This is a genomic window from Leptospira selangorensis, from assembly GCF_004769405.1.
Taxonomy (GTDB): Bacteria; Spirochaetota; Leptospiria; order Leptospirales; family Leptospiraceae; genus Leptospira_B; species Leptospira_B selangorensis.
In genome coordinates this window covers 14,052-30,456 of sequence record NZ_RQES01000024.1, presented here as the reverse complement: position 1 = coordinate 30,456, position 16,405 = coordinate 14,052, and the positions used below count along the sequence as shown (strand labels likewise).

The following is a 16,405-nucleotide window of genomic DNA, read 5'->3' as shown; positions in this document are numbered from 1 at the left end:
TTTTTAAAACTGCAGTGCCTTTCCAGTCTCAAGTAAACTTTTGAGTGAGGAAAGAATAGCGGGCCAACCATTATTCAATCCCACAAAGGTGTCCGGATTTTCTATAAAATCTTCCGGCAAAAGATCTTCATGTAAAAGTGTAAGCCTTGTAAGATCTTTCATTTGTTTTAAAGAATAAGTCACACGAGTCGGCTCTTTTGATTTTTCCAACCTTGCCTTTATTTCAGGCGGAAAGGATTTAAAACCTGGAGGAAGTTCCCAGGTATAAGAAAGTAAAAACGGTCTTTCACATTTTAGGATCTTACCTACTACTAAAAGTTCACCGTTAGGGTCGAGAAATCGGAACCCTCCTCCTACCTTCCAATCCCCTTCAATCTTACTTCCGAACCAATACTTTTGGGAATATTCTGAGCTGGTCAATGCCTCCCAAACTTTTTCAGGACTCGCTGCTATATATGTAGTATAAATAAATTTGATATCGGATCCCTGTTTCATTTTTCAAATCCTCTCACGCCCCCTCAATTAAGTTAGGCGAAGTTTATAAAAGTAAGATAAGATATAAATTGTCCCTAGGCAATAAAAAACCCCCGAAAATCGGGGGTTTTTGAAAGTGATTGAAACGATAAAATAAATTAAAATCCGTAACCTGAAAGATCTTTAAAAGTGACAGATGAGGTCAATCCTTGGATCGTCGCTTGCGTTAAATCATCCCATTTTACCCCTTGCAAATCACCACTTCCGGATTTTCCGGTTGTCCCGATCCTTTGGTATAATTTGGAAACTCGTGTAGCATTAATATGATCGTAAGAAGGAACACTTACTAATGCGATCTTATCTTTCACAAATCCATTCACATCAAAGATTCCGTAATTTATAGATCCGTAACTACATATCTGATCATCTGCGGCTGGGGCAACTGAAGTAACTCCTCCTTCTTCCCAACCCGATTTAGCGATTACTTCTAAATTACCTGTGAGTTCCTGACTATACGCCAGCTTATAATACTCGTCCGCATTTCCCGTATTACAGAAAGCTTTATTTGCTGGCAACAGAGGACTTAAGGAAGAAAAGTCTGCGGTTCCGTTAACGCTTACAACAGTTTTAAAGCAAAATACTGCGCCTCCATCCATTTCTTCTAAAATTACTCTTCCTGACTTTACTGATTGGGCTAATGTGTCGGTACCCAAAGGCCCTGCCCAAGAGTAAGTTTGCACTAACCCTTGATCTACAAGAATAATGTTTGGATCGTATTTTGGATCTGTAGTATCCGGACTATACACATAACTTTCGATTATAGCAGTAGCAGTCCATTTATTTGGAGCAAGAAGGCTTAAATTATAAAACAAGATAGCTCCGTCTTGATTGGGATCTCTTGGATCATTATCCCAGAAAAATTGAAGCGCTATAGTGTTTGTTCCTGCTACTTTCAGCTGAAAACAATTATCAAAATCTTTTGGTGAGGCAAAAACCGAAGAGGAAAGGACAGTAAAAGGAGCAGGGCTCGTATTATCTTTCAAACGTAATTTAATATCAAAAACTCCGCCCTCATCACCCATCGGAATATTAGTTGCCGACACAATTTGAGTATGGGCAAGAGCGGTAAGCAGTTGATTTGCTTGGATACCGGCTATGATATCATCCATAAAGAGGGAATTCCCTCTCGCCCAAGTGGCGGATTGACGAACAAATCCCCAGTCGTCTGCAGTTGCATGCAGCGGTTCTTGAAGAAGTTTAAATTTTAATGATATAGGAAAGCTGCTAGTTCGTCCTCGATCGGAACGAAAGCCTATGCTTAACCCGAAAAATATAACTAAGATCAGCCCAATCTTTTTAAATACATGCTTCACTGTGCAATTCCTTTTGGAACGATGATAAAAAATCCCGTTTTACTTTTTTCCAATTGGTAACCTAGGTTGAATAGAGGAATGAATGGATCCTTTCCTCCCGGTGAACAGGCAGTCCCGACTAACCCAGTCAGGATGATCCCTAAGCTAATAAGTAGGATTCCTCTTTTTAGATTTAAGATCATAAGTATCTCCTTATAGTCCGTCCCAAAACTTAGGTTATGGACAAGTATCAATCTCGGGCTTCAAGAGCCTGGACCTTTTGGGACAGGCTCTTATAGAATAATGAACAATTGGGACTTTATTTTTTTCATATTGCTTTGAAATTAAAGAGCTTGTTCTAAATATTAATCCATCGTATCAAAAGATAGCTTTATTTCGCTAAATCCTTGGAAAAAACGTCCCCCAAGGAATAGATGCCTTAAGATCATAACATCCCGGAGACAAAAATGAAAGGTCCAATCTTGAATATATTTCTGAAAAATCCAGTCCCGGGAAAAGTGAAGACACGTTTAGCCAAGGACGTAGGAGAAGAAGCTGCACTGGAAGTATATCAGGCACTGGTCGAGAAAACCAGAGATGCCTGCAAAGACTTAGATGTTCCTAAGGTACTTTGGTTCGATTCATATCTTCCGAATCCATCCGATCTTGGAAGTTGGGGACATTCTCCATTACTCATTCGCAAACAAGAAGGAAAGGATCTAGGAGAGAAGATGAGAAACGCATTCTTGTATTGTTTCCAGAACGGTTCCGGCCCTGCGATATTAATCGGAAGTGATTGTCCTGAGTTGGACCTGCTACATCTGAAAGAAGCATTTCATATTTTGGATCATAAGGATGTGGTCTTAGGGCCTGCGAAAGACGGGGGTTATTATCTGGTAGGACTCAAGTCGGACACTCCTGAACTTTTTCATGGAATAGAATGGAGCACTGAAACCGTTTTTGCCAGAAGTTTGGAAAAACTACAATGGGCCAGAAAACAAGTAGGACTTCTTCCCGTATTATCCGATTTAGATGATGTCCAAGATTTGGAATATTTCGAATCCAAAGGGATCCTGGACTGGAAAAAGAACGGCTCCTGATCCTCAAGTCACACGAAACACCGCATCCCCTTAATATTATAAAAATAGAATATAGTCTATAAACTTCGGTCTCGACTCATGTCCGAAGAAGAATATCATTTTTTCTTCTTCATTATGTAATTATTTGATTACTTAGGAAAAATTCCGGGTCTCATATATGTAATTGCTTGATTACATATATGAGCAGTAAAACTAACTTTATTTTTCTTAAATTTTTGGTGTTTGTATTTTTCGTTTATTTTCTGGCTTCCCTTTCTCCTTTAAGAGCTTTCGGGAAGAAGGGCCCACATACTCATACGAGTGTCACAAAAGAAGCGTTTCTCGAATTTGCTGATAAAACCGGTTGGGATCTGAAAATCGACTGTATGGAGTTGATCGTCCAAGGTAATCTGAGAGCGGATGCAGCCTTCATGAATAATGACGCATATCATTGCGATAATGATAATATTCTGGGATGTGCGGATCGTTTCAGGACCTTAAAGGATGATTCTTACAGAGAAACAAATCATCTTACCGGGCTAATGAAATTAGGAATGGCTCTACATATCGCTCAGGATTTTTATTCTCATTCGAATTGGGCGGAGAATTATCCTATGGTGAGCATTCTCGCTCCGATTGAACATCCTTGGATTTTTTTAAGTATGAAAGAGATCCAAACAGGTTATTTTAATCTTCTTCCGATCTTAGAACATACGGAAGAAGTTGGAAATTGTTTCGATGCAGAAGAAGGTCTACATGGTAATTATACCTTTGCAACCCATGCATGTCTGAACAAGGATGGCGCCGACAGTCATAGAAGTCTCAAAACTGTTCATCCAGGGATACCGATCAGTTATCATGATTGGGCTGCAGACCTGGCAAAGGAACATACCGTTCAAATTTTAGTGGAGCAGTACAAGGCGAAACATCCTCTTATCTTAACTTGCCTAACACCGAAAGCTTTATCATTTTCTTGTGGAAGCCAAGCCTATGATTTTCTACGCCCGAATTAAGTCTAATTTCCGTTGACTTAAGCCTTCCCCGTACATTACTGTAAATTTGTCCGGCCAGTATGCAGTCTGTTTTTACCTGATTGTAAAATTTCCGGATCGATCCTTCCTTAGGTAATATCTGTGAAACTATTTCAAATTTTATTGTTTTGTTTACTTTCCTCGGGTTTTCTTTTCGCCCAGGATTCCCAAACTACCAACGAAACCCAAACCACTTCTCCCGAAGTTTCGGCAGAAGAGCAGACGTTATCCGCCGTTAAAAAATTGATCGGCTTTATCCGTTATAAGAAAAACGACAAGGCCATAGCTTTGATCCATGTGGGAAAATTCTCCGAAAAACTCATTGGAGATCATAAAATTTCCGCTGCGGAAAGAAAAGAATTCGAAGAAGCGATCTCCGAATATATTATAAACAAAGCATTTCCAATCGCATTCAAATATTTTGATAAAATCGACATCACTTACGATAAACCTAGCGTAAATGGTAAACAAGCCAGGATCGGTTCTTCTATTCTTTATAAGGGTTCCGATCAGATCAAGTTTGCTTGGATACTTTCCGAATCAGATGGAGCTTGGTACATCAGCGATTTCGAAACAGAAGGTAAACTCGCTACAGAGATCAACCGCACTAAAAACATAGAGCCGTCTATTAAGAAAAACGGAATCAAGGGGACAATCTCCCTAATACAAAAAGCAGCTAAGAACTGATGAGAAAACTTCTTTCTAAAGCGACCGAGTTGGTGTTAACCAAACCGGCCGCTTCTTCCGCAATCCTATTTATCTTCCTGGTGATCTCCGCGCTTTTAGCCACCAGACTTTCCATTAACAGCGATAACCTACAACTTCTTCCTTCCGATAACCCATCCGTTGTTCAAACAAAACGCGTGATTGAAATGATCGGCGGTAGTGGATTCTACACTGTAGCTCTCAAATTCCAAGATGACAAGGGAATGACGGAACATCTTACTAAGGCATTCCAAGCCAAACGTAACGGTGATCCTGAAACCCAAAAGAAAGAATTAGAATTAGCCGACGAAGCAAAACGTAAGAATATCGCTTATTATAAAGCTAGAGAGATCGCACTCAAGAAGGCCTCCGACAAACTTGCTACGGAAGTTTTAAAAGACAAAGAATTAGTTCGTTATGTTTCTTATAGATATAATGTTTCCTTTTTACAGGATAGACTTCCTTTATTCTTAAAAACGGAAGATCTAAAAGAGATCCGAAAAAGAGTAAAACGTAAGATAGATGATGAAATAGAAAAAGCAAATCCATTCTTCATCAAACTTACTAACGAAGAATATAATCCCGACTTCACGGATATTATTTCCAAATACCAAAAACTCGCCAAAAGAGATATATTCGACGAATATAATATTTCTCCTGAAAAAGGAATGCTTATCGTCCTGATCAAACCGACCGGCTCTTTTGTGGACATTGAGTTCTTGGAAAAAATAGACACGAAAGTCCAAGGTATAGTAAAAAGTTTAGGGATAGAAGAAGACGGAATTTACGCAGGTTACACCGGAGCTTATAAGCTTAACCAAGACGATTATGAAACCTTGGTCAAAGCATTAAAGCCGATCGGAATTGCCTCTTTTTTAGGAATAGGACTTCTACTTTTATTATTTTTCCGTAATCCACTTTTTATAATCATCCTACTGTTCTCTCTACTCAGTGGACTACTCATGACATTCGGTTTAACCGGGCTCGTCATAGGACAATTGAATAGTATCACAAGTATTATCGGCTCCATTCTAATGGGTCTCGGTATAGACTATGGGATCCAATTTTTATATAGATTCAGGGAAGAATTCACCAAAAAACAAGATATCGTAAGAGCCATCAAGGATACGATCTATCATACAGGAATTGCTTCTTTTAGTTCAGCATTAACTACTACTTCCGCATTCGTAGTTCTATCTTTCTCTGAATTTAGAGGATTCAGCGAGTTCGGAATTATCGCAACTTACGGAATCATTCTGATCGCAATTGCAATGTATGGTGTAACTGCATTACAGATAGCTCTTCTTTTGAAATGGTTCCCTTCCCTTTCTAAAGCTTTCCTATTAAACGAGGAACAACAAACACCTTCCGGTTTATTAAGAAAATTTTATTCTAGACCAGGAATTCTATCTGCAAGCGTCTTAGTTCTTGTACTGCTCTTTGGGGTATTCGCTCCAAAGGTCCAATTCGACGTAAACGGAAGAAACCTATTGGTTGAAAATTTGGAATCCGTAAACTTATACGACGAGATTGCGGATCGTTTTGATATTTCTTCGGATCCTCAAGCAATCGTAGTAAAAAGTTTAGAAGAATCCGAAGCAGTATTCGATTATTTGAATCCGGTTCCTGAATCGATTGCCGGTTCCGTGGACCAAGTCGTTTCTCTTTGGAACTTTGTTCCTCCTTATTCTCAACAATTAGAAAACCGTAAAGTTTTAGATCAACTTGCGAAAGATATGAAGCCGGTAAAAGCTTCCTTCTTAAAACCAGAGCAGAGAAAATATCTGCCTAAGGCAAAATTATTCTTATCCATTAAACCTTACGATTACACAGCGGTTCCGGATTATTTTTCCTCTCAGTTCAAGGAAGTTGCAAGTTCCAAAGAAAAAGGACATCTATTATTCCTGTATCCTAAGGTAGCCTTATGGCATGGAGGAAAATTATTAGAGTTCTTTGCTGCAATCGGTAGATTAGAAGTTCCTAAAATTTCCAGAAGGACCCTAAATGCGATCCTATATTCCACAGGAACTCAAAAAGAATCCGAAATAGATCCGGTTAAAGAAAATTATTCTGCTGCGGAAAATAAAATTCTATTAAACGCACTGAATACTTACTCTAAAGAAAAACTTCTCTCCATAAAAATCCTCCCAGGGACGGTAGATACGATCTTGGAGCATAGGCCTTATAAGGATATTGCCCAAGCAAGATCTTACACATTCCAAACGGATACTGCAGGAAGTTTGATGCTCTTTGCACAGCTCATCATGATCGTAAAAAGAGAAGGAGTTGCCGCATTCTTTATCACTTTGGGCCTTGTGATCATAGTTCTGATACTATTCTATCGAGCGTTTTTGCCTGCACTACTTTCCTTGATCCCACTTTTATTGGGGCTATTGGTAACCGTAGGAGTTATGGCAATAATAGATCTTAAATTAAATTTTATGAATGTTTTAGTATTCCCGGTCATCATAGGATACGGAATACAGAACGGTATCTATATCTATTATAGATTTAGAGAAGATCATGATATAGTAAAAGCAATGGCTATGGTCGGCCCTGCGGTAATCGCATCCACATTGACCACTTTAGTAGGATGGAGCGCGTTACTTCTTGCAAACCAAAGAGGCCTACATTCTATCGGGAAAATAGCAACTATCGGTATTGCGGCTTGTTTGTTGATCGCCCTTACCCTACTCCCTGCGATTTTGGAGTTAGCATACAGAAGTCGCAAACAAGAAGAAGACGAAGCAGTACCTTTAGGCTTAGGCCCCGAGGATGAAGAAGCTCCTGAACCAGTTTCCAAATTTGTAATAGAAGAAACTTCTCCAAAACCAAAGGCCAAAAAAGCCGTCAAAAAAAAGGCAGCTCCTAAAAAGAAGACTGGAAAGAAAAAATGAGATCTAAACTAATACTTCTATTTTTAATTTCTACTTCATTTACAAATTGTGCGGTAAAACAGATCAGGATCGCGCCCAATTTCGAATCCTCTCTGGACAGATTTAAAAGATTAACTGTAGCAATCGATTCCAGTTCCAAAGTGAATCAAGTAGAGGCGACACTCGTAAAATCCATGGCGGAACAAGAACTTGCCCATCATAAGGAATTTATAGTTTATCCCGACCCTTCGAGCAAAAACCAAAACTGCAAATCTCCTGTGGGGAAATCCCAAGGAGTTCTCACTCTTAAATTGGAAGAAATTCTGAAAGGATCCACACCATCCTTTTTAGTTTGGTTAAGCCCAGCAACATTCGGACCTTCTTCAGATGGGATCAAAATTTCTATCCAAGCGCAGATCCAAAAATGTGATACGAAAGAGATTCTTTGGGAAGGAAATGCTTCTTCTTCTTACTTTATGGGAGGAGATGAAGAGGCTACACTTAGGACAAGTTACGAGAACAAATTCGGAAAATCAGTCGGACCTAAAGTGCTTCCATATTACGATATCCTAAAGTCTCTTTTGGATAAGATCGCAAGCCCGGTCTTAAACGAATCGGAACAAGACGAAAAGATAGAAGTAGAATCCGGTTCTTAGCCGCAGAGCTAATAGAGGCGCGAAGACACAGAGTCTTTTAAATACTGAAACCCAAACTCCGCGACTTTGCGTCTATGCGTGAGATAAACTTCTTCTTGACCAAATCCTCTGTATCGATTGCTATACTCGGAATCGATTTTTCGAGAGGAAAAGAATGAATTTAGTAAATAATATATCCAAGGCTTCCACTGCCGCATTTTGGCTTTTATGGTTGGGAGTATTGAGTGGAATCGTACAACTCACAAATTTACATCCAAGTTTAGACGGAATCGTTCTCACTCTAGGTTGGGTGATCTTAGGTATCCACGTTTTGGAAGTTGGGATCTATACCTTTCGTGCAGGAGATAGAGGCGGATTTAAAATCGCAGATGCAGCTCAGGTTTTTGTATTCGGTGTATTCCACCTAATTCCTGTAAGCTTTTCAGATAAGAAATAAGTTACAAAAAACCCCCGGAACCGGGGGTTTAGAATATTCTAAAATATCAAACTAGTTTAGGCAGCTTATTTACGATATCAGCGTACTCCGCAGCCATTCCTTTTATAACATCTCCCGCAGGAATAATGGAATCGATCTGAGCCACTCCGTGACCTGCAGACCAAATATCTCTCCAACGTTTGAATTCCTGGTCGATATCCGTACTACCTTCGTTATGGAAATTATCTCCCGCTTTTTCTACGGAACGTTTTAACCAGTTTGCAGGGATTCCTGAAATTTTTTCGGTATAAACGATCTCTTCCGGCGCGGACTCAACGATCATCTCTTTATATTCTTGAGAAGCAGCAGCCTCTTTGGTAGCGATTAATCTTGTTCCGATATAAACTGCATCTGCTCCTAAAGACATTGCAGCGGCCATTTGTGCTCCACCACTGATCGCACCGGCTGCAAGAACAGGAAGACCGATCTCTTTTTTCAGATAAGGGAATAAACTGAAAGGAGAAATATTTCCGGCATGTCCACCGGCACCTTGAGCAACTGCGACCAAAGCGTCCGCTCCAGACTTAGCAACTAAATTCGCATGTCTTAATGTAGTTACGTCGCAGAAAACTTTTGTGCCCACTGATTTTGCCTCATTGATAATAGAACGAGGACTTCCTAAGCTAGTGATGATCAACTCTACTTTGAATTCTAAAAGTATTTCTAAGTGTTTTGCCCAGTTAGGGTTATGAGCTTTATGTAAAATTAAGTTAACGCCGATCGGTTTTTTAGTCCTGGATCGGATATCTTCCAAACCTCTTCTTAATTCTTCTATGGTCCGGTAGTTCTGAGAGGGGAATGTTCCAAGGCCTCCGGCTTCGGAAACTGCAACAACTAGATCAGGGTATGAAACGAGAAACATGGGAGCCCCGATAATGGGCAGATCGATTCCAAGCATCTCCGTTACGGGAGTTTTTATTTTCATAAGAGGAAAGCTTTCATTCTAATCGGATTCCATCTATCTTTTTTTTCTGGCAGAAGAAAATCGGATATTGAAACTGGGGACTATGATCGTTACAGTCTCTTCTTACAAAATACTTCCGGAAAGGATCCAAGAATTTCAGGAAATTAGCAGTGAACTATCCAAAGAATCTCTCAAAGAGAACGGTGTTCTTAGATTCGATTTGCTTCAAAACGATGGAGACGAAGGCAGATTTTTGATCATAGAAGCTTACGAAAGCGAATCCAAACGTAAGTCTCATCTGGAAACCCCTCATTTCGTGAATTGGAGAAGGACCGTGCCTGAGATGTTCTCCCAAGGAACTACTACTGTTTATTATAAACCAGTGTCTCCAAAGCCTGAAGATTGGAAAAAATAATTAGAATATAAGATTAAATTTGGACTCGGTGTACAATAATTTGTTTGTCGATTGAACCATTATTTTTTTCTAAACTTCGAATTTTTCCTTACTCACATATATCTCCTGATTCAAAAAGACCATGTTTTTACAAGAATCGAGTCCAACTGCAAGTGCAAAACAGAAGTATTTTCCGATTTTGAAATGAGCGATGTCTATCTTTTAGGGACTTTCTAATAGAAGCCGGAGTCAAAAAGATTATGGTATTATTTACGAATACAAGTGCGGACTTTCTCTCTTCTTTCGAAAAGAAGAACGATATAAATTCGAATGAAGAATTGGACGAGGCGGAAATTTTAGACGCCTACTCCAAATCCGTAATACAAGCAGTGGACTCGGTAGGCCCGAGTGTAGTTCACCTACAAGTTACTAACAAAAAAGGAGAAGGTGGAAGCGGTTCCGGATTCTTTCTTACACCCGACGGATTTATAGCAACTAATAGCCATGTGGTTGATGGTGCGGTTAAAATTAAGGCCAACCTTTCGGACGGCTCCAGCAAAGAAGCGGAACTGGTAGGAAACGATCCTCATACTGACGTTGCAGTCCTTAAAGTGCATGGAGGATTATTTCCTCATTCCGGCTTTACAGACTCGAAAAAACTAAAGGTTGGACAATTGGTAGTCGCTATCGGAAATCCTTACGGTTTCGAATCTACCGTTACTGCAGGAGTTGTGAGCGCACTTGGAAGAACATTAAGATCTCGTAATGGACGTTTGATAGATAATGTGATCCAAACGGACGCCGCCCTAAACCCTGGAAATTCCGGAGGACCATTAGTAGACTTTCAGGGAAGAGTAGTAGGAATTAACACCGCGATCATTTTACCTGCCCAAGGTATCTGTTTCGCAGTAGCCTCAAACACCGCAGAATATGTGATCACTCGTTTAATCACAAACGGTGCAGTCAAAAGAGGATATTTAGGGATCGCTGGCCAAAACCAAAAGATCCCTACATTCACCAAAACTCTAAATAAGTTAGGTTCCGATTCAGGGATCTTGGTTTTATCGTTAGAACCCGGCTCTCCTGCGGATCGAGCAGGGATACGAAATGGAGATCTGATCATAAATCTGGATGATAAAGAGATCCACACTATAGATGATCTTCATAAAATATTGGATGAGACTTCGATTGGAAGAAAATTGGGAATTCGATTATTGAGAGACGGTTCTATCAGAAGTTTTTTCATCGAACCAGGCGAACTGAAGTAAAAGACGCAGCGTCGATCTCACACTGCGCCGTGGACATTTTATTGGATCTCAGGAACATCCATCAGAAGAAGTTCGGAATCTTCCAAAGCGTTTACCTTCAGAAGGTCCGTTCTTGGAAAACCTGCACCGTCTCGAGTCGAAAGCTCGGTACCGTTAATATTCACTTTTCCAGATATTAGAAAAGCATAAACTCCACCGCTCTTATTTCGAGATTCGTATTGCAGCTCTTTTCCTGCTTCCGCATTCCCCAAAGAGAACCATGCATTTTGATTGATCCAAAGACCTTCTGCAGATTCTTTAGGAGACACAACCAGTTGGAACCTATTCTTCCTATCTTCCGGAAGAAATTTTTTCTGGTCGTATCTAGGTTGGGCTCCCCTTTTATCAGGTATCACCCAAATCTGCAAAAAGTTCACAGGATCCGTTTCAGAATGATTATACTCCGAGTGAACGATCCCTGTTCCAGCAGACATCACCTGGACTTCTCCGGATGTGATAACTCCAGAAGTTCCGATACTGTCTTGATGTTCCAAAGCACCTTTGATCGGTATAGAGATGATTTCCATATCTTGGTGAGGATGCGGATCGAAACCTCTGCCCGGGGCAACGATATCGTCGTTCAATACACGCAAAGAACCAAATCTGATCCTTTCCGGATTCATATAGCTTCCGAAGGAAAATGTGTGATTTGATTTCAACCAACCGAAATCCACTTTTCCTCTCGTGTTTGCCTTATGAACTACCGCTTCCATTTTTATCTCCTTTCCCCTCTTTCGGGGCGAATACCTTTTAGACCGAGCACATCCTAGATAGTTCAAATTTAAAGTATTTAGGAAAATTTAAAACCAAGATGGATAGAAATAATTTTCGAACCTTAATCGAAACTAGGAGTCCCTGAGACTACGATACAGCGAAATAAAAAGATAGGAGGAAGATACAAACCTTTTGTATAAACTTCTCCGTTCGCAATTGATTGGGTTCCCGGAGGAGACTTGTCCATCGCATGGTTGTATGCACTTTGTAGATCCGGAACGTATCTAGCGAACATGAAAGGAAAAATTTGTACTACACAATCTTCTCCTTCTACTCTTTTAGGAGAGAAGACCGGTCTTTCTTTTGCCGGCACAACTCTTTCCACACGATAGATCAGTGTTTCAGCGCCACTACAATAAGAGGAGAATATAAATAAGAAAAGGAAGAAGACCCCATGTAAAACTTTCATTGAGAGATCTCCAAACCGTAATAGAGTCGATAACATGTATCGAACATTCCTTGGTCATATTGGAAGATCTCCAGATCTCTGATATGAGTGGCAGTAGGATTTTTTTCAGGAATTCTTTTTAGGATATTTCGGATATTCTCGTTACATCCCTTTTCATTCTGTTTATATAAACTTTGCTCCACCTGAGGAGGAAGAGGTCTCATTCGGATATTTTGGAAGAAGAAGATTGTCTTCGAATAACATCCGCTAAATACTACACAGAGTAGAAAAATATAAATCCGCTTCAGTTCCATGATCTTGAATACTAAACAATAACCTGCAAATTATGCAAGAGATTATAATCCTAATTTCCCTTCGAATAATAAGACGATACATCCTATTGCAGATCCAACTAAAAAACCTAATAAACTTCCGTTGATCCTGATCTTCTCCAGGACCCTTCTAGTTTTGAGTTCTAAATTTTCCCTGAATTGTTTGGGCTCCAATAATTTCAGCCCTTTAGAGATCTGTTCTCCCACATATTCCGAAACGGATTCATTCGTTTTAGAACTTAAAAATTCCAAGAAGGAGCGGATCGGTCCGTATTCTCTCAGATTTTCCAATCTGGAAATTTCTTCCTTATGTGTTAGAACGACTTCGCTGATCAATCGATTCAATTGTTCTCTTCCGAAATCCGCTAAGGCACGGACCGCTTCTTCCCTTCTTTCAACCGGTAATTCGTTCCAGGAGCCTATATATAATTCCACACATTCCGAGAATATGGAATATAATTCGAATAGAACTTCTTCCTCTTCTGTTTCGAAATCTTTTCCTTCTTTCAGGCCTTCTCCGAATTCTTTGATCCTTTTTTGAGGATCGATAAGCCAGATCAAAGGTTTTGCAAGAAATGAAAGCCCCTTAGTGATCCTTTGGACCCTTTCTCCAAAGTCCTGGTGATCGGAAACCTTCATCAAGGTTTCTCCCACTAAGAATCGAACAGTAGAGAGTATTTCCTTGCGACTATTCAATTCATGTAATATCTGTTTATCTGCACCCGAAAATTTAAAATTAGAAACATATAATACTACATCTTCTTCTATCTTATCCCAGATCAGATTCAGGAATTCTCGAACTTCTTTTTCTCCTTTTAGATGTGTATCCAAAAGTTCTCGGATCGCCTGTATATTTTCAGGTTCATCCAAGATACCGTCTAAATAGGATTTTAATTTATGTTCGCTGATCAGGTCCGAAGATACCCAACTGCCGATTTCTTCTGCGATTGTTTCACTTTCCGATTCTACTGCCTTATACGTTTTCCAGACTGCAAACCAATCACAAATCGCTCCGACCAGTCCACCCTCTAAACCATGAATGAAAATATTTCCCCAAATAAAAAGACTCCATTTTTGCCAGAGCCCAATAAGAAGAATACTTCCGAATAACACCAAAAGTGAATTCGAAACGAATTGAAGTTTAGAGTACGGTTTATTGCCGTACGGATTCCTCAACGGAAAAACCACCTTCCTTTCACAAAGGAGGAGAATATGAAAAAGATCGGCAGAAGGAAAAGAATGATGGTCAAGAAGACTGAATTCCCTTTTGAAAATTTCAGATCGGAAGTCTGCTTCCCCGAACAGACCAAAATTTCATTCCTCTGGGTTTGGAATAATATTCCTCCTTCTGCATCTTCCCAACTAGGAAAAAAGGATCTTCGGATCAATTTACAATTATGATTTTCTAATGCAGATTGTTCCGGTTTTTCCATGGAAGAAATTTCAGGACCAGCAAAAACTTCTTCATCCGAAAAAATACGAGGTAGGATCGGAAGTTCGGGAAGTAATACTGGCTCCTTAGGTTTTTCTTTTACGGGAAAAAACCTGCCTAAAAATTCGTTTCTATCAGAGAAGGACAGGTCTCCGTATTTGGATCTGAATTCGTCCTTCCAAGTATTATCTTCTTTCGGAACATTTAAAACCAGTAAACCTTGGAACCATTTATTATAATTTGGACCGATCACCTCTATTTCTTTTCTGCCGACACGAGCAAATGCAATCCCTGCATCTAATCCTTCATGCAAGATAGCTTCGTTCGTATTATATAAGAATCTTTTAGGGCGAAGTGATTTTCCTCCGCTTAGCTCCTTATAATCGGCGACTCCCCAAGGTTTTTCCGTCAGGACCGCAATATCCGATCCAGGATTTTTTACCTTGAATAGGAATAAGAAAGATTTATTCTCCAATTCTTTTTCGTACGTTTCGGAAGGAGAATCATTCGTGCGTAGGCCTTCCCTATTTACCCAACCTTTTAATAATTCAAAACGAGTCGGGTTCAATTTTAGGATTTTATAAAGTTTTTCGGTAGAACCGATAATATAAGAAGTTCCGTTCGCTTGTAGAAAACGATGTAATCCTATACCTGCATCTTCTAAAGAAAGCTCCTCTTCGTAGCCTGGATTTTTTTTCCAAGCAGTCCAAGGAAGATAACGACTCAAATAAGGTTGAAGCGCAAGAGAAGTCAAAGAAGCATCCGCTTCCATTCCAAGCAGATTCCTATGACCTGCTCTTCTGATCAATAGTCCTAAAGTAAAAGGGCTGTCTCCCCATTTTCTATGAGAGTCAATTTCCGGAAAAATTTTGGAATCTTTAGGAAGTTCCGAAAGTGCAACTTCTACATCTTTCATTTCCATGGCGGAAAAACTGTCTTTTAAGAATGTAGTATTCTCCTTCCATTCCAACTCAGGATGCCATAAGAAAAATCTTACTAATGCGAAGAATAAAAGTGCCCCGACCGAATATTGTGCGGTTAAGGAAGAAGTTTTATTTTTTAATAAATGAACCGCAGTTTCCAAACCGGATAAAGTTAAGAATAGAAGGGAAAGATCCAATGCTCTATACCAAGGAAATCCCAAACCTGGAAAAAACTTAGAAAGAGAAGTATCCACCCCGATCCAATAAAAGATCAAACTTGCGAAGAATACGAATCTGGATGCAGGAGGAAAAATTTTACGCTTTAGAATAGAACGAATTCCTAATAAAAACAAAGCAGGGAATACCACCTGTGTCCAATGAAGCCCTATGATAAAATTCCATAAAAAAGCGATGACTCCGCTTCCTTCCCAAATCGGTCTCAAAGCCTCCGAACCCAAAATAGAAATGAGTCCCGGAGTAGTATCCATCGGGAAAGTTTCCGCACGGTACGAAGAATATTTCAAAAAATTCCACCAAACAGGCGTCGCTACGATCAGTGGAATAAAGAATGCAATGGAGAATGCCCTCTTTCCGAGCTCTTCTCCCAAAAATAAGAAATAGATCAAAAGAGAAACTAAATAGAATAAGGAAGAAGCAAGATCGGAATAATAAACGCAGGCGCTTACTACCAAATATTTAGAAAGTGAGGATAATTTCCCGGTGGTCCTATATTTTTCTAAATAATAAAAACCTAATAAACTCCAACTGAGTCCGAAAAATCCGGTCACTGAACCGCTGAATAACCCAACTAGAGAAAGTCCGAACGGCTCTTCTCCGGCGCATAAGAAGAAGAACAAAAGTCCCGACATTGCGAGCATTACGGTATTCGCTCTATGATTCGTCTCGCTTAAGAGCAAAAGACTGAATTTAATAAATGCATACGTAAAAAGTAATATAGAAAGAAGTATCCCTATATTAAAAGAAAGTGAAAGTGAAGACCAGAAGAAGACAGTTTTATGAAGGACGGCTACCAGAAAATAAAAGAATGGAGGCTGAAAGTAGAAGACAGGCATTCCGGAAAACCAGCGGCTATCGTAACCCAAAGACTGGCCATTATTCAAAAATGAATCGTAGATCTCCGCCAGATGGGTTTGCGCATGAAGGCTCCAACCTGAAAGAGTATCCTCACTAAATAAAAATCTAAATTTGATAATAAGAACTAGGAATGAGGCGAGAAGTAATAAGGGCCTTCGCCAAGCCGGAGCAAGTCTCCATTTTTTCTGAAAAAAAGGCATGCCGAGAG

At 39.8% G+C, this 16,405-nt stretch carries 17 protein-coding genes; 8 read left to right on the top strand and 9 right to left on the bottom strand.

Annotation, left to right across the window (positions count from 1 at the left end):
* Positions 1-3 precede the first annotated feature (3 nt).
* From EHO58_RS18090 to EHO58_RS18080, 3 genes are all read right to left on the bottom strand, one after another.
* Positions 4-495 (bottom strand): SRPBCC family protein, encoded by a 492-nt coding sequence (locus tag EHO58_RS18090; RefSeq protein ID WP_135680853.1) that lies wholly within the window; start codon positions 493-495, stop codon positions 4-6.
* Between the two features lie 137 nt (positions 496-632).
* Complete coding sequence (locus EHO58_RS18085) at positions 633-1,847, bottom strand: LIC_12337 family protein (protein ID WP_135680852.1); 1,215 nt, start codon at positions 1,845-1,847, stop codon at positions 633-635.
* Positions 1,844-2,029 (bottom strand): hypothetical protein, encoded by a 186-nt coding sequence (locus EHO58_RS18080; protein ID WP_135680851.1) that lies wholly within the window; start codon positions 2,027-2,029, stop codon positions 1,844-1,846. Before EHO58_RS18080 ends, EHO58_RS18085 begins: the two co-directional genes overlap by 4 nt.
* A 264-nt stretch (positions 2,030-2,293) precedes the next feature.
* Here EHO58_RS18080 and EHO58_RS18075 point away from each other — a divergent pair, with 264 nt between their 5' ends.
* The 6 genes from EHO58_RS18075 (at position 2,294) to EHO58_RS18050 (ending at position 8,609) form a co-directional block, all read left to right on the top strand.
* Positions 2,294-2,926 (top strand): TIGR04282 family arsenosugar biosynthesis glycosyltransferase, encoded by a 633-nt coding sequence (locus tag EHO58_RS18075; protein ID WP_135680850.1) that lies wholly within the window; start codon positions 2,294-2,296, stop codon positions 2,924-2,926.
* Between the two features lie 179 nt (positions 2,927-3,105).
* On the top strand, positions 3,106-3,918 hold the full coding sequence (locus EHO58_RS18070) for a hypothetical protein (protein ID WP_135680849.1): 813 nt from the start codon (positions 3,106-3,108) through the stop codon (positions 3,916-3,918).
* Between the two features lie 120 nt (positions 3,919-4,038).
* Positions 4,039-4,623 (top strand): ABC transporter substrate-binding protein, encoded by a 585-nt coding sequence (locus EHO58_RS18065; RefSeq protein ID WP_135680848.1) that lies wholly within the window; start codon positions 4,039-4,041, stop codon positions 4,621-4,623.
* Positions 4,623-7,538, top strand: coding sequence for an MMPL family transporter (locus EHO58_RS18060; protein ID WP_135680847.1), 2,916 nt, complete (start codon positions 4,623-4,625; stop codon positions 7,536-7,538). The genes EHO58_RS18065 and EHO58_RS18060 overlap by 1 nt, the downstream gene beginning before the upstream one ends.
* Entirely contained in the window at positions 7,535-8,173 is a 639-nt protein-coding gene (locus EHO58_RS18055) for an MXAN_6521/LA_1396 family lipoprotein (protein ID WP_135680846.1), read from the top strand. Before EHO58_RS18060 ends, EHO58_RS18055 begins: the two co-directional genes overlap by 4 nt.
* A gap of 154 nt (positions 8,174-8,327) precedes the next feature.
* Entirely contained in the window at positions 8,328-8,609 is a 282-nt protein-coding gene (locus tag EHO58_RS18050) for a hypothetical protein (protein WP_135680845.1), read from the top strand.
* A gap of 46 nt (positions 8,610-8,655) precedes the next feature.
* On the opposite strand, the gene EHO58_RS18045 is transcribed toward EHO58_RS18050, so the two are convergent.
* Positions 8,656-9,573 (bottom strand): NAD(P)H-dependent flavin oxidoreductase, encoded by a 918-nt coding sequence (locus EHO58_RS18045; RefSeq protein WP_135627409.1) that lies wholly within the window; start codon positions 9,571-9,573, stop codon positions 8,656-8,658.
* 82 nt (positions 9,574-9,655) lie between these two features.
* Between EHO58_RS18045 and EHO58_RS18040 the strand changes: the two genes are divergently transcribed.
* Both EHO58_RS18040 and EHO58_RS18035 read left to right on the top strand, forming a co-directional pair.
* Positions 9,656-9,967, top strand: coding sequence for a putative quinol monooxygenase (locus tag EHO58_RS18040; protein ID WP_008597036.1), 312 nt, complete (start codon positions 9,656-9,658; stop codon positions 9,965-9,967).
* Between the two features lie 239 nt (positions 9,968-10,206).
* The gene (locus EHO58_RS18035) at positions 10,207-11,214 is read left to right on the top strand and encodes a S1C family serine protease (protein WP_135680844.1); all 1,008 of its coding nucleotides are present in this window, start codon (positions 10,207-10,209) and stop codon (positions 11,212-11,214) included.
* A 38-nt stretch (positions 11,215-11,252) separates the two neighbouring features.
* On the opposite strand, the gene EHO58_RS18030 is transcribed toward EHO58_RS18035, so the two are convergent.
* The 5 genes from EHO58_RS18030 to EHO58_RS18010 form a co-directional block, all read right to left on the bottom strand.
* Entirely contained in the window at positions 11,253-11,966 is a 714-nt protein-coding gene (locus EHO58_RS18030) for a pirin family protein (protein ID WP_135627411.1), read from the bottom strand.
* Positions 11,967-12,088: 122 nt separating this feature from the next.
* A complete protein-coding gene (locus tag EHO58_RS18025) occupies positions 12,089-12,436 on the bottom strand; it encodes a hypothetical protein (protein ID WP_135680843.1) in 348 nt (115 codons plus the stop codon).
* Entirely contained in the window at positions 12,433-12,729 is a 297-nt protein-coding gene (locus EHO58_RS18020) for a hypothetical protein (RefSeq protein WP_135627413.1), read from the bottom strand. The genes EHO58_RS18025 and EHO58_RS18020 overlap by 4 nt, the downstream gene beginning before the upstream one ends.
* 42 nt (positions 12,730-12,771) lie before the next feature.
* Entirely contained in the window at positions 12,772-13,923 is a 1,152-nt protein-coding gene (locus tag EHO58_RS18015) for a DUF445 family protein (protein WP_135680842.1), read from the bottom strand.
* Complete coding sequence (locus tag EHO58_RS18010; protein ID WP_135680841.1) at positions 13,920-16,397, bottom strand: hypothetical protein; 2,478 nt, start codon at positions 16,395-16,397, stop codon at positions 13,920-13,922. Before EHO58_RS18010 ends, EHO58_RS18015 begins: the two co-directional genes overlap by 4 nt.
* Positions 16,398-16,405 lie beyond the last annotated feature (8 nt).

Coding starts and splice junctions, on each gene's coding strand:
- EHO58_RS18030 (WP_135627411.1), bottom strand. CDS start 11,966: ATGGAAGCGGTAGTTCATAAGGCAAACACGAGAGGAAAAGTGGATTTC.
- EHO58_RS18055 (WP_135680846.1), top strand. CDS start 7,535: ATGAGATCTAAACTAATACTTCTATTTTTAATTTCTACTTCATTTACA.
- EHO58_RS18090 (WP_135680853.1), bottom strand. CDS start 495: ATGAAACAGGGATCCGATATCAAATTTATTTATACTACATATATAGCA.
- EHO58_RS18010 (WP_135680841.1), bottom strand. CDS start 16,397: ATGCCTTTTTTTCAGAAAAAATGGAGACTTGCTCCGGCTTGGCGAAGG.
- EHO58_RS18035 (WP_135680844.1), top strand. CDS start 10,207: ATGGTATTATTTACGAATACAAGTGCGGACTTTCTCTCTTCTTTCGAA.
- EHO58_RS18045 (WP_135627409.1), bottom strand. CDS start 9,573: ATGAAAATAAAAACTCCCGTAACGGAGATGCTTGGAATCGATCTGCCC.
- EHO58_RS18060 (WP_135680847.1), top strand. CDS start 4,623: ATGAGAAAACTTCTTTCTAAAGCGACCGAGTTGGTGTTAACCAAACCG.
- EHO58_RS18075 (WP_135680850.1), top strand. CDS start 2,294: ATGAAAGGTCCAATCTTGAATATATTTCTGAAAAATCCAGTCCCGGGA.
- EHO58_RS18080 (WP_135680851.1), bottom strand. CDS start 2,029: ATGATCTTAAATCTAAAAAGAGGAATCCTACTTATTAGCTTAGGGATC.
- EHO58_RS18070 (WP_135680849.1), top strand. CDS start 3,106: ATGAGCAGTAAAACTAACTTTATTTTTCTTAAATTTTTGGTGTTTGTA.
- EHO58_RS18020 (WP_135627413.1), bottom strand. CDS start 12,729: ATGGAACTGAAGCGGATTTATATTTTTCTACTCTGTGTAGTATTTAGC.
- EHO58_RS18040 (WP_008597036.1), top strand. CDS start 9,656: ATGATCGTTACAGTCTCTTCTTACAAAATACTTCCGGAAAGGATCCAA.
- EHO58_RS18025 (WP_135680843.1), bottom strand. CDS start 12,436: ATGAAAGTTTTACATGGGGTCTTCTTCCTTTTCTTATTTATATTCTCC.
- EHO58_RS18050 (WP_135680845.1), top strand. CDS start 8,328: ATGAATTTAGTAAATAATATATCCAAGGCTTCCACTGCCGCATTTTGG.